This window comes from Pseudomonas sp. GW821-FHT04D07, assembly GCF_059420225.1.
The window spans coordinates 48,743-72,550 of record NZ_JBWKTH010000033.1; the positions used below are offsets into that span (position 1 = coordinate 48,743).

Annotated in this window: 15 protein-coding genes and 2 pseudogenes; 7 read left to right on the forward strand and 10 right to left on the reverse strand. The window is 62.5% G+C overall.

Annotated features, from left to right (window positions below; genetic code table 11):
• Positions 1-222: 222 nt before the first annotated feature.
• The 4 genes from ligA to AC07T0_RS27460 form a co-directional block, all read right to left on the reverse strand.
• Complete coding sequence (gene ligA, locus AC07T0_RS27445) at positions 223-2,580, reverse strand: NAD-dependent DNA ligase LigA (protein WP_495004125.1); 2,358 nt, start codon at positions 2,578-2,580, stop codon at positions 223-225.
• A 98-nt stretch (positions 2,581-2,678) separates the two neighbouring features.
• A complete protein-coding gene (gene zipA / locus AC07T0_RS27450) occupies positions 2,679-3,524 on the reverse strand; it encodes a cell division protein ZipA (RefSeq protein ID WP_495004126.1) in 846 nt (281 codons plus the stop codon).
• Between the two features lie 262 nt (positions 3,525-3,786).
• Positions 3,787-7,275, reverse strand: coding sequence for a chromosome segregation protein SMC (gene smc / locus AC07T0_RS27455; protein WP_495004127.1), 3,489 nt, complete (start codon positions 7,273-7,275; stop codon positions 3,787-3,789).
• A gap of 2 nt (positions 7,276-7,277) precedes the next feature.
• The gene (locus AC07T0_RS27460) at positions 7,278-7,937 is read right to left on the reverse strand and encodes a GntR family transcriptional regulator (RefSeq protein WP_495004128.1); all 660 of its coding nucleotides are present in this window, start codon (positions 7,935-7,937) and stop codon (positions 7,278-7,280) included.
• A 256-nt stretch (positions 7,938-8,193) separates the two neighbouring features.
• Between AC07T0_RS27460 and xdhA the strand changes: the two genes are divergently transcribed.
• The 4 genes from xdhA to guaD all read left to right on the forward strand — a co-directional run bounded on the left by xdhA (position 8,194) and on the right by guaD (position 14,338).
• Complete coding sequence (gene xdhA / locus AC07T0_RS27465) at positions 8,194-9,648, forward strand: xanthine dehydrogenase small subunit (RefSeq protein WP_495004129.1); 1,455 nt, start codon at positions 8,194-8,196, stop codon at positions 9,646-9,648.
• Complete coding sequence (gene xdhB / locus AC07T0_RS27470) at positions 9,641-12,040, forward strand: xanthine dehydrogenase molybdopterin binding subunit (protein WP_495004130.1); 2,400 nt, start codon at positions 9,641-9,643, stop codon at positions 12,038-12,040. The genes xdhA and xdhB overlap by 8 nt, the downstream gene beginning before the upstream one ends.
• Before the next feature lie 142 nt (positions 12,041-12,182).
• Entirely contained in the window at positions 12,183-13,025 is an 843-nt protein-coding gene (gene xdhC / locus AC07T0_RS27475) for a xanthine dehydrogenase accessory protein XdhC (RefSeq protein ID WP_495004131.1), read from the forward strand.
• A gap of 8 nt (positions 13,026-13,033) precedes the next feature.
• Entirely contained in the window at positions 13,034-14,338 is a 1,305-nt protein-coding gene (gene guaD / locus AC07T0_RS27480) for a guanine deaminase (RefSeq protein ID WP_495004132.1), read from the forward strand.
• 156 nt (positions 14,339-14,494) lie between these two features.
• Here the strand turns inward: guaD and AC07T0_RS27485 are convergent, their stop codons facing one another.
• Positions 14,495-15,259, reverse strand: a complete 765-nt coding sequence (locus AC07T0_RS27485) for a GntR family transcriptional regulator (protein WP_495004133.1) — start codon at positions 15,257-15,259, stop codon at positions 14,495-14,497.
• A gap of 227 nt (positions 15,260-15,486) precedes the next feature.
• Between AC07T0_RS27485 and AC07T0_RS27490 the strand changes: the two genes are divergently transcribed.
• Entirely contained in the window at positions 15,487-16,677 is a 1,191-nt protein-coding gene (locus AC07T0_RS27490) for a benzoate/H(+) symporter BenE family transporter (RefSeq protein WP_495004134.1), read from the forward strand.
• Positions 16,678-16,817: 140 nt separating this feature from the next.
• Here AC07T0_RS27490 and AC07T0_RS27495 read toward each other — a convergent pair whose 3' ends face one another.
• From AC07T0_RS27495 to AC07T0_RS27510, 4 genes and pseudogenes are all read right to left on the reverse strand, one after another.
• Complete coding sequence (locus AC07T0_RS27495; protein WP_495004140.1) at positions 16,818-17,699, reverse strand: methyl-accepting chemotaxis protein; 882 nt, start codon at positions 17,697-17,699, stop codon at positions 16,818-16,820.
• A pseudogene (locus tag AC07T0_RS27500) lies at positions 17,688-18,788 on the reverse strand (HAMP domain-containing protein); the annotation flags it as partial. The pseudogene AC07T0_RS27500 and the gene AC07T0_RS27495, both read right to left, overlap by 12 nt.
• A 116-nt stretch (positions 18,789-18,904) precedes the next feature.
• Complete coding sequence (locus AC07T0_RS27505) at positions 18,905-20,329, reverse strand: aminotransferase-like domain-containing protein (RefSeq protein WP_495004135.1); 1,425 nt, start codon at positions 20,327-20,329, stop codon at positions 18,905-18,907.
• Positions 20,330-20,579: 250 nt separating this feature from the next.
• Entirely contained in the window at positions 20,580-21,341 is a 762-nt protein-coding gene (locus AC07T0_RS27510) for an SDR family oxidoreductase (RefSeq protein WP_495004136.1), read from the reverse strand.
• Between the two features lie 235 nt (positions 21,342-21,576).
• Here AC07T0_RS27510 and AC07T0_RS27515 point away from each other — a divergent pair, with 235 nt between their 5' ends.
• A complete protein-coding gene (locus AC07T0_RS27515) occupies positions 21,577-22,581 on the forward strand; it encodes an NADP-dependent oxidoreductase (protein WP_495004137.1) in 1,005 nt (334 codons plus the stop codon).
• 72 nt (positions 22,582-22,653) lie between these two features.
• On the opposite strand, the gene pyrF is transcribed toward AC07T0_RS27515, so the two are convergent.
• A complete protein-coding gene (gene pyrF, locus AC07T0_RS27520; RefSeq protein WP_495004138.1) occupies positions 22,654-23,352 on the reverse strand; it encodes an orotidine-5'-phosphate decarboxylase in 699 nt (232 codons plus the stop codon).
• A gap of 261 nt (positions 23,353-23,613) precedes the next feature.
• Between pyrF and AC07T0_RS27525 the strand changes: the two are divergent.
• A pseudogene (locus tag AC07T0_RS27525) lies at positions 23,614-23,808 on the forward strand (ethanolamine permease); the annotation flags it as partial.

The window sequence follows — 23,808 nt, forward strand, 5'->3', positions numbered from 1 at the left end:
GAGCGGTGCTTGCCCGCGAAGCTTTTGGCGGCCTCAAGGGCCTCTTCGCGGATAAATCCGGCTCCCACAATGTTTAGTGTCGAACCAAGAACTTGCATGCGACTCGATATCCAATGTGGGAGCGGTGCTTGCCCGCGAAGCTTTTGGCAATCTCAAGGACGCCATCGCCAGCAAGCCGGCGCCTACACGGGATCGCGCTGTGCTCGGCGCTGGCGTAAAAACTTAGACCTCGATGCCATGCCCTTTCAGGAACGCCACAAACGCCTCTTCATCCAGCACCTTGAGCCCCAGCTCGTTGGCCTTGGCCAGTTTCGAGCCCGCCCCCGGACCCGCCACCACGCAGTGAGTCTTGGCCGAGACCGAGCCCGCCACCTTGGCCCCCAGGCTTTCCAGCTTGTCCTTGGCCACATCGCGGCTCATCAGCTCCAGCGAGCCAGTCAGCACCCAGGTCTGCCCCGTCAGCGGCAAGCCTTCCACCGCCTTTCTCTCGCTCTGCCAATGCATGCCAAAAGCACGCAGTTGCGCTTCAATCGCCAGAGCATGCTCGGCATTCCCCGGCTTGGCGAAGAATTCCCGCACGGCGTTGGCCGGTTTTTCACTCAATGTCTGACGCAAATCCAGCCAGTCCGCCGCGATAATGCCTTCGACCGAACCGAACTTGGCCGCCAGCTTTTCCGCCGCCGTCGGCCCCACCGAGCTGATATCCAGCTTGGCGATCAACCCACCCAAGGTAGTGCTGGCAGCAAACTCGGCGCCCAATTCGCCCTGGTCCTGCAACTCCAGACCGCGTTCCAGCAGTTGCGCTATGACCGTGCGGTTGTGTTCATCTTCGAAAAAGCTGCAGATCTCGTAGGCCACTTCCATGCCGACATCCGGCAGGTAGGTCAGTACCGACGGCAGGGCCTGCATGACCCGCTCCAGCGAGCCGAGGGTACGCGCCAGGACCTTGGCCGTTTCCTCGCCCACATCGGGAATGCCCAGGGCATAGATAAACCGCGCCAGGCTCGGCTTTTTGCTGTCGGCAATCGCCTCCAGCAGGTTGCGCGTCGACAGTTCGGCAAAGCCTTCGAGGTCGACGAGCTGTTCATACTTCAGGATGTAGAGGTCCGCCGGCGAAGCAATCAGCTTTTCGTCCACCAGTTGTTCGATGGTCTTGTCGCCCAGGCCTTCGATGTCCATGGCCCGACGGGAGACGAAGTGGATGATCGCCTGCTTGAGCTGCGCGCCACAGGCCAGCCGGCCGACGCAGCGATACACCGCGCCCTCGCTGATCGTCTCGCGGCCCTTGCTGCGTTTGACCAGCTGCGTGCGCTCGACATGGGAGCCGCACACCGGGCAGCTTTCCGGGATCTGCACGGCGCGGGCATTTTCCGGACGCCGTTCGGTGACCACCTGCACCACTTGCGGAATCACATCGCCGGCCCGACGAATGATCACGCTGTCACCGATCATCAGCCCCAGGCGGGCCACTTCGTCCATGTTGTGCAAGGTGGCGTTGGACACGGTCACGCCCGCAACCTTGACCGGCTTCAGTCGGGCCACGGGGGTGACGGCGCCGGTACGACCGACCTGGAACTCCACATCGAGCAGTTCGGTCAGTTCTTCCATGGCCGGGAATTTGTGGGCAATCGCCCAGCGCGGTTCGCGGGCGCGGAAACCCAGTTCACGCTGGGACGCCAGGCTGTTGACCTTAAACACCACGCCGTCGATTTCATACGGCAACGCGTTACGCCGCTCACCGATGTCGCGGTAATAATCCAGACACTCGCCGATCCCTTTCGCCAGCTTCAATTCGCGGCTGACCGGCATGCCCCAGGCCTTGAGTTGCTGGAGATTGCCGATATGGGTGTCGGCAATTTCGGCGGACACCTGGCCCAGGCCATAGCAGCAGAACTCCAGCGGACGGCTGGCAGTGATCTTCGAGTCCAGCTGGCGCAGGCTGCCAGCCGCGGCGTTGCGCGGGTTGGCGAAGGTCTTGCCGCCCGCTTCCAACTGCGAGGCGTTCAGGCGCTCGAAGCCGGCCTTGGACATGAAGACCTCGCCGCGCACTTCCAGGGTCGCCGGCCAGCCGCTGCCGTGGAGCTTGAGGGGGATGTTGCGCACGGTGCGCACGTTGACGCTGATGTCTTCGCCGGTGGTGCCATCGCCACGGGTGGCGCCACGAACCAGCGCGCCGTCCTGGTACAGCAGGCTGACCGCCAGGCCGTCGAGCTTGGGCTCGCAACTGTATTCGACCTCAGCACCACCACCGAACAGGTCGCCGGCCGGCAGGTCGAGGCCTTCGCTGACCCGGCGATCGAACTCGCGCATGTCGGTTTCTTCGAAGGCGTTGCCCAGGCTCAGCATGGGGATTTCATGACGGACCTGGGTAAACGCCGACAGCGCGGCGCTGCCGACGCGCTGGGTCGGCGAATCGGCGCTGACCAGATCCGGGTGCTCGGCCTCCAGGGCCTTGAGCTCATGGAACAGGCGATCGTACTCGGCGTCCGGAATGCTCGGCTCGTCGAGGACGTGGTAACGGTAGTTGTGCTGATCCAGTTCAGCGCGCAGCTCTAGAATCCGGGTATGGGCGGCGGTCATGGAGTTCTCTCATAAAGCAAAAGAGCAGCCGAGGCTGCTCAATATGTTAGTGCGGTAGGAGCCGGCGTGCTGGCGCTGAGCGCAAAGCGCTCAACCACTCAGCGCTTCTGGGTCAAGGCGCGACGTTCGAACTCGACGATGCGCTGACGGTAGTGCTCGATGGTCTGGGCGGTCAGCACACTACGCTGGTCGTCCTTCAGTTCGCCATTGAGCTCTTGTGACAATTTGCGAGCGGCGGCGACCATGACGTCGAATGCCTGCTTCGGATGACGCGGGCCCGGCAGGCCGAGGAAGAAGCTCACCGCTGGAGTGGTGAAGTGGTCGATATCGTCGAGATCGAACACGCCCGGCTTCACCGCGTTGGCCATCGAGAACAACACTTCGCCATTGCCGGCCATGCTTTCGTGACGATGAAAAATATCCATCTCGCCGAAACGCAGGCCGCTTTCGAGGATGTTCTGTAACAACGCAGGACCTTTGAAGCCATTGGCGTCGCGGCTGATCACACTGATCACCAGCACTTCTTCCGCCCTCGGCTGTTCCTTTTCCTGACGCGCCGCCGGCTTGTTGCCTTCCGCGGGGAAGTCGTCATCGCGGCTGCTGAAGCTCGGGCCTGCGTCCAGATCCAGGTTCAAATCGCCCTGGCTCGGTTCGGCGCCACGCTTGCCGCGCTTGGACGGTTTCTCGCGAGACTCGCGTGCCGGCATGCTGACGGACGGCAGGTCATGCTCGTCCAGCTCAGGTTCCTTGTGGGTGTCCAGCACACGGGCCGGGCCCAGCAATTCGGCGCTGGTATCCTCATCCGGCAGATTGGACAGGCTCCGGTCCAAACGGAACTTGAGCTTGCCCTTGCCACCGCGCATGCGGCGCCAGCCATCGAAAAGAATACCGGCAATCACTATGATGCCGATGACGATCAGCCACTCGCGCAGACCGATTTCCATGTAATCCCGTGCCTCTAAATAAATGGTTCTATGAAGAAAGGGCTGAAAACCCTTTAAAGCGTGGCGCCAACTCTATGTTCTGACAGGCCTTTTTTCCCACGCACAAGAAAATTTGACATTAAATTAACACGACACAAGGAAACTTTACACCGTCTGTCGTACAGGCTTGCATTTATAAGTCCCCAAGGATCCGTGCTAGTTCCCACAATGCCCAAGGAAATCCCCTTACGCCCCGAATATCTTTGCCTCATCAGCGGACATTTCAGGCGTCCACCAGGGCCATGGCCTCCTCCACATCCACCGCCACCAGGCGTGAGCAACCCGGCTCGTGCATGGTCACCCCCATCAGTTGATCAGCCATTTCCATGGCGATCTTGTTGTGGGTGATATAGATGAACTGCACCGTTTGTGACATCTCTTTGACAAGTCGGGCATACCGTCCAACGTTAGCGTCATCCAGCGGCGCGTCAACTTCGTCGAGCATACAAAACGGTGCCGGATTCAGTTTGAAGATGGCAAACACCAGGGCCAGGGCGGTGAGGGCCTTTTCGCCACCGGAGAGCAAATGGATGGTGCTGTTCTTCTTGCCCGGGGGCCGCGCCATGATGGTGACCCCGGTGTCGAGCAGATCATCGCCGGTCAGCTCCAGGTAGGCACTGCCGCCACCGAAGACTTTTGGAAACAAAGCTTGTATCCCGGCGTTGATCTGGTCGAAGGTGTCCTTGAAGCGATTGCGGGTTTCCTTGTCGATCTTGCGAATGACATTTTCCAGGGTATCGAGGGCTTCCACCAGGTCGGCGTTCTGGGCATCCAGGTAACGTTTACGCTCGGACTGTTGCTGGTATTCGTCGATGGCCGCGAGGTTGATCGCGCCCAACCGCTGGATGCGCGCGGCAATGCGCTCAAGCTCTTCTTCGGCCTCTTTCTCGTTGGCCTGGGCAGTCAAGGTAGCGAGTACGCCGTGCAGGTCGTAGCCGTCTTCCAGCAACTGGTCCTGCAAGGTCTTGCGCCGTACATTGAGGGCCTGCCATTCCATGCGTTGCTGTTCGAGCTGGCCACGAATCAGCTGTGACTGCTGCTCGGCCTGGCTGCGACGCTTTTCGGCATCACGCAATTCGCGGTCGGCGTCTTCCAGGGCGATCTGTGCGGTCTTGAGTTCGACGTCGACGCTCAGGCGCTTGTCGAGCAACTCTTCGAGTTTGAGACGCAGCTCTTCCAGCGGCGCCTCGCCCTCCTCCAGGTTCAGGCTCAGTTGCTCGCGCTTTTCGCTCAGGCGCTCGGATTGCAATTCCAAGCGTTCCAGGGCCTGGCGCGTGGAATCGTGCTGAGCCTTGAGGGAACCGAGGCGCACCGCCAATTGGTGGGCATGGTCCTTGTGCTGGCGGGCTTCCTGGCGAACCCGGTCGAGGCGCTCGCGCAGGCTGTCGCGCTGGGCCAGCAGCAACTCGCGCTGCTCGGTGTCGACGGCCATGGTGTCGAGGGCCTCCTGCAGTTGCAGGCGCGCTTCACCGACTTCTTCGTGTTCCTGGGCACGTTGCTCGGCCAGCTCACCCAGCTCTTCATCGAGACGGCTGCGGCGCAATTGCAGTTGCTCGACCTTGGCCTTGCCGGCGGACAGCTTGGCCTTGAGCTCACCCTGCTGGCGGGCTTCATCCTGCAGCAGGCGGCGCAGGTGTTCGCGGCCGGTCTCCTGCTGGCGCTGGGTGGCGCGCAGGGTCTGCAAGCGGGTTTCTAGGCTGGCCAGGGTTTCTTCACGTTCTTCACGCTCCAGGCCCAGGCGCTGGATTTCCTGGCCGCGGGCGAGCACGCCGCTCTCGGCCTCGCTGGCCCGCCGGACCCGCAGAAAATGCCGTCCGACCCAAAAACCGTCGCGACTGATCAGGCTTTCCCCGGCCGCCAACTGGCCACGCAGGGCCAAGGCCTGCTCAAGGCTTTCGACCGGTTTGACCTGCCCCAGCCAGGGCGACAGATCGATATCCGCCTCGACCTTCTCCAACAGGCTGCCCGGCACCCGGGTGCCGTCCGCCGCGGGGCTGAGCAGGCGCAGGTCGCCCTGCTGGAAGCCTGCCAGGTCGAGGCCGGCGAAATCATCCACCAGTACGGCCTGCAAGTCGGCGCCGAGCACGGTTTCCACCGCCAGCTCCCAACCCGCCTTGACCTTCAGGCCTTCAGCCAGGCGCGGACGCTGTGCCAGTTGTTGTTCACGCAGCCACTCGGCGGTACCGGTGCCCGGATCGAGCGCCGCCTGCTGCAAGGCTTCCAGGGAAGCCAGGCGACCATTGAGGCGCTGCAAGTCACCCTGGGCCTGCTGCTGGTCCTGCATGGCCTGCTGCAAGTCCTGGCGCAGTTGTTCCAGACGCTCGACCTGCCCTTCTTCGCTGGCCTGCAAATCTTCCAGGGTCTGTTCGCTCTCGGCCAACTGCTCGCTGAGTTCGAGGATCGCCGCATCTTCCGGGTCCGCCGAGAGCAAGCCGCGCTCTTCGGCCAGACGCCGCTGGCGTTCGGCCAGGCGCTCCATGCTGGTTTCCAACTGCTGGATGCGCGACTGCTGGACTTCGGCCTGGCGCCGCGGCTCGGCCGAGCTCAGGTTGAAGTTATCCCACTGCTCCTGCCAGCCGTGCATGGTGGTTTCCGACTCTTCCAGCGCGGCGGCGGCCTCTTCGGCGGCGGCGCTGGCCAGTTCCTGCTCGGGTTCAATCAGCGCCAGCTCTTCACCGAGGGTCGCCAGCAAAGTGCGGTCGTGGCCCAGGTGCGATTCGGTTTCCAGGCGCGCACGCTCGGCTTCACGCAGGTCGTCCTGCAACTGGCGCAGACGCTGCTGGCCATGCTGGATGCTCTGTTCGACCCGGGCGATATCGCCGCCGACCGAATAGAAGCGCCCCTGCACCAGATTGAAGCGTTCGGACAGCTCATGGTGCCCGTCGCGCAGGCGTTCGATGCTGGCATCGGCGTTACGCTGCTCGGCCACCAGGGCTTCGAAGCTGATTTCCTGGTTGCCGATAATCGCTTCGCGCTGGCCGACCTGTTCGTTCAGCGCCTGCCAACGCAGGGCCGACAGCTGGGCCTTGAGCTGACGCTCCTCGCCCTTGTATTCCTGATACTTCTCGGCGGCCTGGGCCTGGCGATGCAGGCGTTCGAGCTGGCGCTCCAGCTCTTCGCGCAGATCGGTCAGGCGCGCGAGGTTTTCATGGGTCCGGCGAATGCGGTTTTCGGTCTCGCGACGGCGCTCCTTGTACTTGGAGATGCCCGCCGCTTCCTCGATGAAATTGCGCAGGTCCTCGGGCTTGGCTTCGATCAGCTTGGAGATCATCCCCTGCTCGATGATCGAGTAGCTGCGCGGGCCCAGGCCGGTGCCGAGGAAGATATCGGTGATATCCCGACGCCGGCATTTGGTGCCGTTGAGAAAATAGCTGTTCTGGCTGTCGCGGGTGACCTTGCGGCGGATAGAGATTTCCGCGTAGGCGGCGTATTCGCCGACCAGGGTGCCGTCGGAGTTGTCGAACACCAGTTCGATGCTCGCCTGGCTCACCGGCTTGCGGCTGGTGGAGCCGTTGAAGATGACGTCGGTCATCGACTCGCCGCGCAGGTTCTTCGCCGAGCTCTCGCCCATCACCCAGCGGACCGCGTCGATGATGTTCGACTTGCCGCAACCGTTGGGACCGACCACCGCCGCCATATTACTGGGGAAGTTCACCGTGGTCGGGTCGACGAAGGATTTGAACCCCGCCAACTTGATGCACTTGAGCCGCACGCTTAGTCGACCGCCAGGGCAGACAGGACAATGTCGCAGCTACGCTGCGCGTAGCTGGCCAGGACCGTGCGGATCAACGGCAGATCGCGGGCCATGACAGCGGCCAGCAGTTGCGCAAACAGGTTCAGGTATTCGCTCATTTCCGCCTTGCGCCGCTCCAGCGCCAGGTAATAGGCACGACTCATGGCCGGCTGCAGGTTCTCGACGGTTTCCTGCAGGTACGGGTTGTCGGCGAACGGAAAGGCGGCGCGCATCACGTTGAAGCTGTCTTCGACGAAGGTGCGAATGTCCTCGCGTTCAAAGCTGGCGCTCAGGCGCTGTTGCAATTGCAGGAACGGCGCGAGGTCGGCCTGTTCTCTCCAGCGTTGCGCCACGGCGTTGCCCAGCAGGATATACAACTCGCTCATCAGGGTGCACAGGCTCTGCACCTTGTGCGCGGTGAGTTCGGTGACATGAGCGCCGCGCCTGGGCAGGATGGCGATCAGATGGCGGCGCTCGAGAATCAGCAGCGCTTCGCGTACGGAGCCACGGCTGACATTGAGCGCCAGCGTGACCTTTTGTTCCTGGATGCGCTCCCCGGGTTTGAGATCGCCGCGAATGATGCGTTCGGCGAGGTGGTGAGCAATTTGCTCGGCGAGGCTGTCCGGCGCCTTGAACGTCATGGTTTTCCTTCAAAATCTTCGATCTGTGCAAGCGGCGCAGTGTAGCGCACTTGATACGCGGTGGCGCAGGGCCGCAAGGGTGGAATTTGGCACGAATCCCGCAAATATTTCAGCAGCTAAACTGGGAGAAAGCACTCCATGCTTTCAATCGCGAGATTTTCCTGACCCACAGGTCAGATATTTGTTGACCAAAAAGTCAGATATCACTAAATTCGGCTCATCGGTCAACAACAATAATGAGTCTGCGAGGCCTTCCGTGATCCAGTTTTTACTCAACCAGGAACTCCGTCGCGAGCACGCCCTGGACCCGAATCTGACGGTGCTCGAGTACTTGCGCGAGCACCTGGGCAAACCCGGTACCAAGGAAGGCTGCGCCAGCGGCGACTGCGGCGCCTGCACCGTGGTGGTCGGCGAGTTGCACCGCGACGCGGCGGGGCACGATCAGATCCGCTATCGCAGCCTCAATTCCTGCCTGACCTTTGTCTCGTCGTTGCACGGCAAGCAACTGATCAGCGTCGAAGACCTCAAGCATCAGGGCCAACTGCACAGCGTGCAACAAGCCATGGTCGACTGCCATGGCTCGCAGTGCGGCTTCTGCACGCCGGGCTTCGTGATGTCGCTGTTCGCCCTGCAAAAGAACAGCGACGCACCGGACCGCCACAAGGCCCATGAAGCCCTGGCCGGCAACCTCTGCCGCTGCACCGGCTACCGGCCGATCCTGGCCGCCGCGGAGCGCGTCTGCTGCAACAAGCCGGCTGACCAGTTCGATGCTCGCGAAGCCGAAACCATCGCTCGCCTCAAAGCCATCGCGCCGACTGAAACCGCGGAACTGAACAGCGGCGACAAGCGCTGCCTGGTGCCATTGACGGTCGCCGACCTGGCCGCGCTCTACGATTCCTATCCGCAAGCCCGCCTGCTGGCCGGCGGTACCGACCTGGCGCTGGAAGTTACCCAGTTCCACCGCCCCTTGCCGGTGATGATCTATGTCGGCAACGTGGCCGAACTCAAGCGCATCGAGACCTTCGACGACCGTCTGGAAATCGGCGCCGCCACCCCGCTCTCCGATTGCTACGCCGCCCTCAAGGCCGAGTACCCGGACTTCGGCGAACTGCTGCAACGCTTCGCCTCGCTGCAGATCCGCAACCAGGGCACCCTCGGCGGCAATATCGGCAACGCTTCGCCCATTGGCGATTCGCCACCGCTGCTGATCGCACTGGACGCGCAGCTGCGACTGCGCAAGGGCGACAGCACTCGCACCCTGGCGCTGGAAGACTATTTCATCGATTACCGGGTCACCGCCCGCCAGGACAGCGAGTTCATCGAAAGCATCTGCGTGCCCCGGGCCAATGCCGCGTGGCAGTTCCGTGCCTACAAGGTCTCCAAGCGCCTGGACGACGATATTTCGGCAGTCTGTGCGGCCTTCAACCTGCGCCTGGAAAACGGCATCGTGGCCGAGGCACGGATCGCTTTCGGCGGCATGGCGGCGATCCCCAAACGGGCCCGCGCCTGCGAGCGCGCATTGGTCGGCCAGCCCTGGAACCAGGACAATCTGGAACGTGCCTGCGCGGCACTGGGCGAGGACTTCACCCCGCTCTCGGACTTCCGCGCCAGCAAGGAATACCGACTGCTCAGTGCCCGCAATCTGCTGCGCAAGTACTTCATCGAGCTGCAAACACCGCACATCGAGACTCGGGTGACCGCTTATGTCTAACCCTCATGCCGTGGAAAAAACCCAGGCCGAGATGGCCGAACTGTTCGCCCGCGACCTGCGCACCGGCATCGGTCGCAGCGTCAAGCACGACAGCGCCGACAAGCACGTCGCCGGCGAGGCGGTGTATATCGACGACCGCCTGGAATTCCCCAACCAGCTGCACGTCTATGCGCGGATGTCCGACCGTGCCCATGCGCGCATCCTCAGCATCGACACCGCGCCGTGCTACGCCTTCGAGGGGGTGCGCATCGTCATTACCCATGAAGACATTCCCGGTCTCAAGGACATCGGTCCGTTGCTGCCGGGCGACCCGTTGCTGGCCATCGATATCGTCGAATTCGTCGGCCAACCGGTGCTGGCCGTGGCCGCCCGCGACCTGGATACCGCCCGCCAGGCGGCCATGGCCGCGCTGATCGAATACGAAGACCTGGAGCCGGTGCTGGATGTGGTCGAGGCCCTGCGCAAGCGTCACTTCGTGCTCGACAGCCACACCCACAAGCGCGGTGATTCAGCCGCCGCCCTGGCCACTGCCGAACAACGTATCCAGGGCAACCTGCATATCGGTGGGCAGGAGCACTTCTACCTGGAAACCCAGATCTCTTCGGTGATGCCCACCGAAGACGGCGGCATGCTTGTCTACTGCTCGACCCAGAACCCCACCGAAGTGCAGAAGCTGGTGGCCGAGGTGCTGGGCGTGTCGATGAACAAGATCGTGGTCGATATGCGGCGCATGGGCGGCGGTTTCGGCGGCAAGGAAACCCAGGCCGCCAGCCCGGCGTGCCTCTGTGCGGTAGTGGCGCGCCTGACCGGGCAACCGACCAAAATGCGCCTGCCCCGGGTCGAAGACATGCTGATGACCGGCAAGCGCCACCCCTTCTATATCGAGTACGACGTCGGCTTCGACAGCAGCGGCCGCCTGCATGGGATCAACCTGGAACTGGCGGGTAACTGCGGCTGCTCGCCGGACCTGTCGGCGTCGATTGTCGACCGGGCGATGTTCCATGCCGACAACGCCTATTACCTGGGCGACGTCACCGTCAACGGCCATCGTTGCAAGACCAACATCGCTTCCAACACCGCCTATCGTGGCTTCGGCGGCCCGCAGGGCATGGTCGCCATCGAGGAGGTGATGGATAGCATCGCCCGGCATCTGGGCCTAGATCCGCTGGCGGTGCGCAAGGCCAACTATTACGGCAAGACCGAGCGCAACGTCACCCATTACTATCAGACCGTCGAGCACAATATGCTCGAGGAAATGACCGCCGAACTGGAAGCCAGCAGCCAGTACGCCGAGCGGCGGGAAACCATTCGCCGCTACAACGCCCACAGTCCGGTGCTGAAAAAAGGCCTGGCGCTGACGCCGGTGAAATTCGGTATCTCGTTTACCGCCAGTTTTCTCAACCAGGCCGGGGCGCTGGTGCATGTCTACACCGACGGCAGCATCCACCTGAACCACGGCGGCACGGAGATGGGCCAGGGCTTGAACACCAAGGTCGCGCAGGTGGTGGCCGAGGTGTTCCAGGTGGAAATCGACCGGGTGCAGATCACCGCCACCAACACTGACAAGGTACCGAACACCTCGCCCACCGCCGCCTCCAGCGGCGCCGACCTGAATGGCAAGGCAGCGCAGAATGCCGCTGAAATCATCAAGCAGCGCCTGGTGGAATTTGCCGCGCGGCACTACAAGGTCAGCGAGGCGGACGTGGAATTTCGCAACGGCCATGTGCGGGTGCGCGAGCAGATCCTGACCTTCGAGACACTGATCCAGCAGGCGTATTTCGCCCAGGTGTCGCTGTCGAGTACCGGCTTCTACAAGACACCGAAGATCTATTACGACCGCAGCCAGGCCCGGGGGCGGCCGTTCTATTACTTCGCCTATGGTGCGGCCTGTGCCGAGGTGATCGTCGATACCCTGACCGGCGAGTACAAGATGCTGCGCACCGACATCCTGCATGATGTCGGCGCCTCGCTGAACCCGGCGATCGATATCGGCCAGGTGGAAGGCGGCTTCGTCCAGGGTATGGGCTGGCTGACCATGGAAGAGCTGGTGTGGAACGCCAAGGGCAAGTTGATGACCAACGGCCCGGCCAGCTACAAGATTCCGGCGGTGACCGACATGCCGCTGGACCTGCGGGTCAAGCTGGTTGAGAACCGCAAAAACCCGGAAGACACGGTGTTCCATTCCAAGGCCGTCGGCGAGCCACCCTTCATGCTCGGGATTGCCGTGTGGTGCGCGCTCAAGGATGCGGTGGCGAGCCTGGCGGACTATCGGGTCCAGCCGAAGATCGATGCCCCGGCGACGCCGGAGCGGGTGTTGTGGGGCTGTGAGCAGATGCGTCGGGTCAAGGCGGAGCAGGCCTTGAGTAGCGAAATCGAGTGGGTCTCACCATGAAAAGCTTCGCGGCGGTGCGGCGACCCGACAAGCTCCGCTCCCACAGTATTTGTGTCAAGCCGCAACACTTGAGTGCAACCGATAACCTGTGGGAGCGGAGCTTGCCCGCGAAAGCGACCGAACAGACAACACAGAGGTGCCTATGAACTACTGGATCAGCGCCCTCGCCGACCTGCAGAACCAGGGTGAACCCTGCGTACTGGTGACCATCATTGAAGAGCTCGGCTCGACACCGCGCAATGCCGGTTCGAAAATGGTCGTCAGCGCCGCCAGCACCTTCGACACCATCGGCGGTGGCCATCTGGAATACAAGGCCATGCAGATCGCCCGCGAGATGCTCGCCAGCGGCCAGCGGGGCCCCCATCTGGAGCGCTTCACGCTCGGCGCCAGCCTTGGCCAGTGCTGCGGCGGGGTCACGGTGTTGCTGTTCGAGCCCATGGGCCAGGTCCAGGCGGAAATCGCCGTGTTCGGCGCCGGCCATGTCGGCCGCGCCCTGGTCCCCCTGCTTGCCAGCCTGCCCTGCCGGATACGCTGGATCGATTCCCGCGAGCAGGAATTTCCGGCGCAGATCCCCAACGGCGTGCGCAAGATCATCAGCGAGGAACCGGTGGACGAAATCGAGCATTTGCCCGCCGGCAGCTACTGCATCGTCATGACCCATAACCACCCACTCGACCTGGAGCTCAGCGCCGCGATCCTCAAGCGCAACGACTTCGCCTACTTCGGCCTGATCGGCTCGAAGACCAAACGGGTCAAGTTCGAACACCGCCTGCGCGAGCGCGGCTTCGACGCCAGCGTGTTGCAACGCATGCGCTGCCCGCTGGGCCTGGCCGAAGTCAAAGGCAAGCTGCCGGTGGAGATCGCCATCTCCATCGCCGGCGAGATCATCGCCACCTATAACGCGAATTTCGGCCAGCACAGCGCCAGCGCCGAACCCATTGCCAAACTGCTGCCGGCTTCGCGCCGCAGCCAGGCCACAAACTGAGAAAGCCCATGCCTTCGACCCGCAAAGCCTACCGCGCCGCCCTCCTGCACAGCCTCGCCGATCCGGCCGTGGTCGGCATCGAGGCGTCCTATGAATATTTCGAAGACGGCCTGCTGCTGGTCGAAAACGGCCGCATCAGCGCCCTGGGCGCGGCCAGCGATCTGCTGCCGACCCTGCCCGCCGACGTTGAAGTCATCCACTACATCGATGCCCTGATCACCCCAGGTTTTATCGACACCCATATCCACCTGCCGCAAACCGGCATGGTCGGCGCCTATGGCGAGCAACTGCTGGACTGGCTGAACACCTACACCTTCCCCTGCGAAAGCCAGTTCGCCGACCGGGCCCATGCCGAGGAAGTCGCGGACATTTTCATCAAGGAGCTGCTGCGCAACGGCACCACCACGGCGCTGGTCTTCGGCAGCGTGCACCCGCAATCGGTGGAGGCGTTCTTCGAGGCCGCCGAGCAGCTCAACCTGCGGATGATCGCCGGCAAGGTGATGATGGACCGCAACGCGCCGGACTACCTGACCGACACCGCCGAGTCCGGCTACCTGGAGAGCAAGGCGCTGATCGAGCGCTGGCACGGCAAGGGTCGCCTGCACTATGCGGTGACACCACGTTTCGCGCCGACTTCAACGCCGGAGCAATTGACCCTGGCCGGCCAACTGCTGGGGGAATACCCGGACCTGTACATGCAGACCCACATCAGTGAGAACCTGCAGGAAGTGCAATGGGTCAAGGAGCTGTTCCCGGAGCGCAAGGGTTATCTGGATGTCTATGACCACTACCAACTGCTCGGCGAGCGCTCGGTGTTCGCCCACGGTGTGCACCTGTGTGACGACGAGTGCGCCCGCCTGGCGCAGACCGGCTCGGCGGTGGCGTTCTGCCCGACGTCGAACTTCTTCCTCGGCAGCGGTTTGTTCAACCTGCCGATGGCGGAGAGGCACAAGTTGAATGTCGGCGTGGGCACGGACGTGGGCGGTGGGACGAGTTTCTCGATCCTGCAGACGTTGAACGAGGCGTACAAGGTGATGCAACTGCAAGGGGCGCGGTTGAGTCCGTTCAAGTCGCTGTACCTGGCAACCCTCGGCGGTGCCCGGGCGTTGCGCCTGGAAGACAAGATCGGCGGCCTGCAACCGGGCAGCGATGCCGACTTCCTGGTGCTGGATTACCACGCCACGCCGCTGCTCAGTTACCGCCTGAAGCAGGCCAGGAACATTGCCGAGACTTTGTTTGTGCTGATGACGCTGGGGGATGACCGGACGGTGAAGCAGACTTATGCGGCGGGGAATCTGGTGCACCAGCGCTGAGCGTCCCCGATCTCATCGACAACACATAACCTGTAGAGCCAGCTTGCTGGCGATAGCGGTTTTCCAGGCGACGGTGATGTCGACCATCAGATCGCATCGCCAGCAAGCTGGCTCCTACAAGGACCGCCTCAGACCACAGTCCCAGGGCCCCACAACTTAAAGCTTTGCCCCAGACCGCCCCGGCTTCTTCGCCAGCAACAGGTGCGAGAACACCGCATGCAGGTCATCCGAGGCACTCTCCTCATCGAGGTTGAGCTTGCTGTCGATATGGTCCATGTGGTGCATCATCAGATCCACCGCCAGCACCGCATCCCGGGCCTCGATGGCATCGATCAACTGGGTGTGTTCATCATAGGAGCAATGCGAGCGATTACCGCTTTCGTACTGGGCGATGATCAACGAAGTCTGCGACACCAGGCTGCGCTGGAAGCTGATCAGCGGGGCATTCTTCGCCGCTTCCGCCAACTTGAGGTGGAACTCGCCGGAAAGGCGGATCCCCGCCCCACGATCACCACGGGAAAAGCTGTCGCGCTCGTCGTTGACCATCTGCCGCAACAGCGCCAGCTCCTCGGCCGTGGCGTGCAAAACCGCCAGTTCGGTAATCGCCTTCTCCACCATGCGCCGGGCCAGGAACACCTGGCGGGCTTCCTCGACACTGGGACTGGCCACCACCGCGCCACGGTTCGGCCGCAACAGCACCACGCCTTCATGGGCGAGACGCGACAAGGCGCGACGAATGATGGTGCGACTGACCCCGAAAATTTCCCCCAGCGCCTCTTCGCTCAACTTGGTCCCGGGCGCCAGCCGCTGTTCGAGAATGGCCTCGAAGATATGCGCGTAGACGATATCGTCCTGGGTCCCGGTGCGACCGGACTTGCCGGCGCGCGGTTGTTTCTTGAGGGGTTGCAACTGTTCGTTCATGGTCACTCGGATCGGAGACGGCGGCGAATGGACCCCGACTGGCGAACGGCACAGCGGGTCACTGACAAGTAGCGCGTAAAAGCATGGCACATTGTACACAAAGCCGGGTGCCAACACGACTGTACGGCTGTTTGCCACGCCGGCTGTATTGCAATCAGCGATCACCTTTGCGTTTAGTCTACCTAGACTGTTACCGCTTGTTTCCCCTGTACAAGGAATGCCATCCCATGACCGACCTCACCCAGGCACGCCTGCGCCCCTTGGCCGACACTTCGCCCTCCGCGATAGTCGCCGGTTTTATCGCGATGATGACCGGCTACACCAGCTCCCTGGTGCTGATGTTCCAGGCCGGGCAAGCCGCGGGGCTGACCAGCGGCCAGATCTCTTCGTGGATCTGGGCCTTGTCGATCGGCATGGCGATTTGCAGCATCGGCCTGTCCCTGCGCTATCGCACGCCGATCACCATCGCCTGGTCGACACCCGGTGCGGCGCTGTTGATCACCAGCCTGTCCGGGGTGACCTACGGCGAAGCGATCGGTGCCTACATCACCTGCGCACTGCTGGTGACGATTTGCGGCCTGACCGGCAGTTTCGAGAAGCTGGTCAAGCGCCTGCCCTCTTCACTGGCGGCGGCGCTGCTGGCGGGCATCCTGTTCAAGATTGGCAGCGAGATCTTCGTCGCCGCGCAGCATCGCACCGGGCTGGTACTGGGGATGTTCTTCAGCTACCTGATCATCAAGCGCCTGTCGCCACGTTATGCCGTGCTCGCCGCCCTGCTGGTCGGCAGCGCCCTCTCGGGACTGCTGGGGTTGCTGGATTTCAGCGGCTTCCACCTGGAAGTGGCGACGCCGGTATGGACCACGCCGTCATTCTCCCTGGCGGCGACCATCAGCATCGGTATTCCGCTGTTCGTGGTGGCCATGACCTCGCAGAACATGCCCGGCATCGCCGTGCTGCGCGCCGACGGCTACAACGTGCCCGCCTCGCCGTTGATCAGCGTGACCGGGATCGCCTCGCTGCTGCTGGCGCCCTTTGGCTCCCACGGGATCAACTTGGCGGCCATCAGCGCGGCGATTTGCACCGGGCCCCATGCTCATGAGGACAAGAGCAAGCGCTACACGGCGGCCGTCTGGTGCGGGATTTTCTACGGGATCGCCGGAACTTTCGGAGCCACGCTGGCGGCGCTGTTTGCCGCGCTGCCCAAGGAACTGGTGCTGTCGATCGCGGCGCTGGCGCTGTTCGGTTCGATCATGAACGGCTTGAACCTGGCCATGAACGAGCCCAAGGAGCGGGAAGCGGCGCTGATCACCTTTATGGTGACGGCATCGGGGTTCACGCTGTTTTCGGTGGGTTCGGCCTTCTGGGGGATCGTCGCGGGGGTGCTGACGCTGATGATCCTGAATGGGCGCAAGGCCTGAGCAACAGGATTCCGAAGACACCGAAAAACCTGTAGGAGCCAGCTTGCTGGCGATGAGGCCAGCAAGTCTTGCATCGCTCTAGCGGACGTCATCGCCAGCAAGCTGGCTCCTACAGGAACAGCGTAGCGTTCAGCCAGGCATCAGATCCGGAAATGCCCGACCATCCCCTTCAATTCCATCCCCAACTGCGCCAGCTCGATGCTTGAAGCCGCGTTGCCCTGCATCGCCAACGCCGACTGATCGGCACTGGCGCGGATGCTGGTCACGCTACGGTTGATCTCTTCGGCCACCGAACTCTGCTCCTCGGCCGCCGCCGCAATCTGCTGGTTCATCTGCTGGATCAGCGACACCGCCGCGGCAATGCTGCCCAGCGCGCTCTCGGTCTGCAACGCATCGCTGACCGCCAGCTTGACCAGCTCGCCACTGCTCTGGATTTGATGCACCGAGGCCTGCGCCGCGGTGCGCAAGGCACTGACCAGACGCTCAATCTCTTCGGTGGACTGCTGGGTACGTTTGGCCAGGGCCCGGACCTCATCGGCCACCACGGCAAAACCACGACCCTGCTCACCGGCCCGGGCCGCCTCGATGGCCGCGTTGAGGGCCAACAGGTTGGTCTGTTCGGCGACGCTCTTGATCACCCCAAGCACGGTACCGATATTCTGGATTTCCGCGCTGAGGCTTTCGATGCTCAGGCTCGCCGAACTGGCCGAATCCGCCAACTGCTCGATCCGTTGCATGCTCTGGCGTACCACCTGCTGGCCGCTATCGACCTTGTCGTCGGCGGTCTGCGCCGCCTGGGCGGCTTCTTCGGCGTTACGCGCAACATCGTGCACCGTCGCCGTCATCTGGTTCATCGCGGTGGCGACCTGCTCGGTCTCTTCCTTCTGGCTGCTGACTTCCAGGTTGGTCTGTTCGGTGACCGCCGACAACGAATGCGCCGAGGTCGCCAGTTGCTCGATCCCCGCCTGCAGCCCGCTGACGATACCGCTCAAGCCCACACCCATCTGCTGCATGGCCAGCATCAATTGGCCGATTTCATCGCGGCGACGGACCTCCACCCGATTACCGGTCAGGTCACCGGCGGCAATCTGCTGGGCCACCTGAATCACACTGCGCAACGGCGCGACAATCAGACGGGTAATCACCAATGACGCCACCAGGCCGACCAGCAAGGCCAGGGCCGACGAACCGATGATCAACAGCGAATTCTTCTTCAACTCGGCCTGCATCGACTGGTCTTCGGCGGCGTAGGCCTGGTTGACCCGCGCCACCACCTGGGCCGCGCGCTCATGCAATTGCAGGTAAACCTTTTTCTCCTGCTCCAGCAGGCCGGTGTATTCGGCGAGCTTTTCACCGAAGCTGGCGATATGGCCACTGACCTCGGTCAGCACCGTCTGATAGCCCGGGTCCTTGACCGCGGTCTTGAGTTGCTCCACCTGGGCCAAGGCCTGGTCGGCCTGCTCGATCTTGCCTTTGTTCTCGTTCTCTTCATCGCCTTTGCGACTCTGGTCGAGGCGCACCCGGGCCTCGTTCATCGCCTGCAGCATCAATTGCGAGACATGGCTGACCTGGCCGGCCTGCTCGACAAACTCCTTGCCCTCCTTGCCCTGGGTGTCCTTGAGGGCATAGGTGCCGTCATCGGACAAGCCGGCCTGGAGCACATCCAGGTTGTTGGCCACGCTGGCCACCGACCAACTGGCCATTTCCAGCGCCAGGTCTTTGGTCTGGGTCAACTCGACAAACTCGTCGAACGCCTTGCGGTAAGCGCCCAGGGCCTGCTCGACATCGGTCATGACCGGTACGTTGGCCGCCGACTGCGCCTTGAGGACCTGCGCCTGCGCCAACAGGCCGTCGACACCCTGGTGCAGGGCATCAACGGTCTTGGGGTCCGAATGCAGCGCATATTCCTGCTCGAGCAAACGGACCCGAAGCAATTCGCTGTTGAGCGAAGACATCTGCTTGAGTCCATCGAAGCGCAAGCTGATGGTTTGCAAGGACCAGACACCGATCGCCGCCACCAGACCGGTCAGCAGCAATACCAGGGCAAACCCGATGGCCAGTTTCTTGGCCATACCGAGATTGGCGAAACGTCCTTGCACGGCAGAAATCATGGCGCTTAATCCCCGATTAGAATGCTGAAGGTGCACACGCCCATTCAAGATTCATGCAGATTCGCAATCGGGACGGGTAAAGCACAAGCCTTTGGCGCCGGAATAATGGCCAAAAGCTACATCCGCGTCGCTTTCAGGATGGTCGAGGTCGATTCGGCGCCACCCAGCAGACGGAAGAACTTCTGTGCGCGCAGATCTGAAGCATAGGCCACATTTATCCGCAGCCAGTCGCTGGTTGTGCCTGGCGGCATAAAGGCATCGCCCGGGGCCAGCAACACCCCAAGCTTGCGCGCATGGGACAGGACTTGCGCCAGGGGAAACTCCGGACTGCGGGCCCAGATGAACATGCCGCCGGCGGGCTCGGCAAACACTTCCCAGCCCGCTCTCTCCAAGGTATCCAGGGTGGCGACCCGCTCCACGCTCAGGCGCTGGCGCAGGCGCTGGACCAGCTTGCGATAGGTGCCATTGGCCAGCAGCATGGCAACCACACATTCGGCAAAACGCGAGGCGCCGAGGCTGGTGATCATCTTCACTTGCGCCAGGCGCTGGATGAGTTCGCCCCGGGCACGGACAAAACCGACTCGCAGCGAACTGCTCAGGGTTTTCGAGAAGCCGCCCACATAGATCACCCGCTGGCTGCTGTCCAGCGCCGCCAACTGGACGCCGGGCCCGCTTTGCAGATCGCTGTAGATAGCGTCTTCGACGATCAGGAAGTCATGGGCCTGGGCCAACTGCAACAACTGCGTGGCTACCGCCAGGGTCAGGCTGGTACCCGTCGGGTTGTGGTAGAGGCTGTTGATGAACAGACAGCGCGGACGGTGCTGCTGCAACAGCTTGCGTAACTGTTCCATGTCCGGCCCGGAATGGGTCCGTTGCACCTCCAGCAGCTTGACCCCCTGTAACGCCAGCAGTTTGTAGAGGTTGGCGTAACCCGGTGTTTCCACCAGTACGCAGTCACCCGGCTTGAGCAGGTGGCGTACCAGCAGGTCCAGCGCCTGGGTGACGCCATGGGTCGTCAGGATCTGCTCGGGTGCACACGGGATGCCCTTTTGCGCCAGGCGCTTCTGGATTTGTTGGCGTAATGCCTGCAGCCCCAGGGGCGTGCTGTAGTTGAACATCCCATGCATCTGCGTACGGCTGACCTGGCGAATGGCATAGGCGATGTCATCGCTCTCACGCCAGCTTTCGGGCACCCAGCCGCAGCCCAGTTTCAACTCGCCCAGGGGGTGTTCGCTGAACGCCCCCCACTCCGTTTCCAGCCCCTCGTACCACTGTGGTTCGACGCTGTCGCGGGTGTCGCCATGGGCATCCGAGACAATAAAGGCCGAGCCGTTGCGCGGTGTCAGCACGCCTTGCGCCACCAGCCGCTGGCAGGCTTCCAGGACATTCGCCTGGCTGAGGGAGTTGTCCTTGGCCAACTGTCGAACGGATGGCAGGCGAGTCCCGGGCCCCGCGCGCTGGCAGCGAATCCACTCGATCACGGCATTGACGATTTGCTGCACGACGGGGACCAGCGCCTGCCGATCAATTTCCAAATCCATTGTGTTTGACGCTCCAACCCATTGTTATTTCTCGTTAAACAGTTAAACACAAAAGCCCGGGGGCCTTGCTTGCACAAAAAGCCTCTCAACCACGCCCTGGAAGGCCCGCCCGCCGGGCCCTGAAGACACCGACTGACAACCCGAGGCGAATGCACCGACCGTATTTCCAACACCGGCGGACATAAAAAAACCCGCCATTAGGCGGGTTCCTTGCAAAAGGGCTACGGAGCCGGACGAAGCGAGCGACAGCTCAAATCGCGGTGGCTCCGCCGTCCACGGCCAGGGCATGTCCAGTGGTGAAAGCAGCACCGTCGCTGCACAGATAAAGCACCGCACTGGCGATCTCCTCGACCTTGCCGATGCGCCCGACCGGATGCATGGCCGCGGCAAACTCGGCCTTCTTCGGATCGGCCTCATAGGCGCGACGGAACATGTCGGTATCGATCACCGCCGGGCAGACGGCATTGACGCGGATTTTCTTCTTCGCGTACTCGATGGCCGCCGACTTGGTCAGGCCGATGACGGCATGCTTGGACGCCGCGTAGATGCTCATCTTCGGTGCCGCACCCAGGCCGGCCACCGAGGCCGTGTTGACGATGGCGCCACCGCCCTGGGCCAACATCAGCGGCAACTGGTGCTTCATGCACAGCCAGACGCCTTTGACATTGACCCCCATGATCGCGTCGAACTCGTCCAGGGTGCCGTCGGCCAGCTTGCCTTTCTCGATCTCGATACCGGCGTTGTTGAAGGCGTAGTCAACCCGTCCGTAGGCGCTCACCGCTTGTGCCATGAGGTTCTGCACATCGGTTTCCTGAGTGACGTTGCAGCGCACGAACACGGCATCGCCACCCGCCGCGCGGATCAACTCGACCGTACCCTCACCGCCGCTGACATCGAGGTCGGCAACGACCACCTTCAGGCCTTCGGCGGCAAACGCCTGGGCCGTCGCACGGCCAATGCCGGCCGCCGCGCCGGTCACCAGGGCTACCTGGCCGGAAAACGTCATGCTCATGATTATGTCCTCAATGCAATACGAAAGGGCTGCTGTGCTCTCAGTCTAGCCAGCACGGTGGCTGTCGCGGCAGCACTATCAGAAGCCCGGTTAATGGCTTATGCATTGCAGTGATAAGTTCATACGACCTTTCATCATTGAACTGGATCGCGCCCTATTCGCCTTGTCTGCAAAACTTGCCGTCTGCGCGATGAGGGTCTATCAACAAGGCTTCATTGATCTTCGAGTGCCTGCCATGACCACCCAGAACAATCGCCAATTCTTGCTGGCCAAGCGCCCGGTCGGCCCAGCGACCCGCGAGACCTTCACCTACCAGCAAGTGCCCGTGGGTGAGCCAGGCACGGGCCAGATCCTGGTCAAGAACGAATACCTGTCCCTGGACCCGGCCATGCGCGGCTGGATGAACGAGGGCAAGTCCTATATCCCGCCAGTGGGTCTTGGCGAGGTGATGCGCGCCCTGGGGGTCGGCCAGGTCGTGGCGTCCAACCATCCGGGCTTTGCCGTCGGCGACTATGTCAACGGCGCCCTGGGGGTACAGGATTATTTCCTCGGCGAGCCGAAGGGTTTCTACAAGGTTGACCCGAAACTGGCGCCATTGCCGCGTTACCTGTCCGCCCTGGGCATGACCGGCATGACCGCCTACTTCGCCCTGCTGGATGTCGGTGCGCCGAAAGACGGCGAAACCGTGGTGATCTCTGGCGCGGCGGGCGCGGTCGGCAGCATTGCCGGGCAGATTGCCAAGCTCAAGGGTTGCCGGGTGGTCGGAATTGCCGGCGGCGCCGAGAAGTGCCAGTTCCTGATCGACGAACTGGGTTTCGACGGGGCCATCGACTACAAGAGCGAGGACGTCGGTGCCGGCCTGAAACGCGAATGTCCGAAAGGCGTGGACGTGTATTTCGATAACGTCGGCGGCGATATTCTCGACGCGGTGCTGACCCGCCTGAACTTCAAGGCCCGCGTGGTGATCTGTGGCGCCATCAGCCAGTACAACAACAAGGAAGCGGTGAAAGGCCCGGCCAATTACCTGGCACTGCTGGTCAATCGCGCGCGCATGGAAGGCTTCGTGGTGATGGACTACGCCAGTCGCTTCGCCGCCGCCGGACAGGAAATGGCCGGCTGGATCGCCAAGGGCCAGCTCAAGAGCAAGGAAGATATCGTCGAAGGACTGGAAACCTTTCCGGAGACACTGATGAAGCTGTTCAGCGGGGAGAATTTCGGCAAGCTGGTGTTGAAGGTTTGAATCAGCGCGTTTCCAGCTAGTACCTATCGCGAGTCATCGGACATCCGCCCATGACTCGCGACAGGCCCCTTATCAGGCCAGTTCGGCCACTACCGCCGCCAGGGCCTGGGCCGGATCGGCCGCCTGGCTGATCGGGCGACCAATCACCAGGTAATCGGAACCGGCATCCAGGGCCTGACGCGGGGTCAGGATACGGCGCTGATCATCCTGGGCGCTGCCCGCCGGACGAATCCCCGGGGTCACCAGTTGCAGGCCCGGATGGGCGCTCTTGAGCGCCGTGGCTTCCAGGGCCGAGCACACCAAGCCATCCAGCCCGGCCTTTTCCGCCAAGGCCGCCAGACGCAATACCTGCACCTGCGGATCGACATCCAGGCCGATACCGGCCAGGTCCTCGCGCTCCATGCTGGTCAGCACGGTCACGCCGATCAACAACGGCTGCGGGCCGCTGCGCTTATCCAACACCTCGCGGCACGCCGCCATCATGCGCAGGCCGCCGGAGCAATGCACATTGACCATCCACACGCCCATCTCCGCCGCCGCCTTGACCGCCATGGCCGTGGTGTTGGGGATATCGTGGAATTTCAGGTCGAGGAACACCTCGAAACCCTTGTCACGCAAGGTGCCGACAATTTCCGCCGCGCAGCTGGTGAACAGCTCCTTGCCGACCTTGACCCGGCACAGCTTCGGGTCCAGTTGATCGGCCAACTTCAGGGCGGCGTCACGGGAGGGGAAATCCAGGGCGACGATGATAGGCGTCTGGCAGGCGGACATGGGCGGGCTCTCTGGCAAGTCGAAATCGGCGCGCATTGTAGCGGAACCCGGGGCGGACCGGGACCCGGTGATCGGTAAATCTAGTCCCGATGCGCCATAAACGCCCGGTCCCGCACCAAAGTAAGTCGAAACCCAGGCGAACATCGGCGAAACGTCCTCGATACGACAGCTTTTCGCAGATAACGACGCGACCCCGGTGGCTGGCACGCCCACTGCAATCCCCTGAGCCGAGCAGTATCCAAACCGTTCAGGGAGAAACGCATGAACACACAACTCAAGCCCACGCTGGGCACGCTGCACCTCTGGGGAATCGCGGTCGGCCTGGTGATCTCCGGCGAATACTTCGGCTGGAGCTATGGCTGGGGTAGCGCCGGGACCTTGGGCTTTCTCGTCACCACCCTGCTGGTGGCGACCATGTACACCTGCTTCATCTTCAGCTTCACCGAGCTGACCACC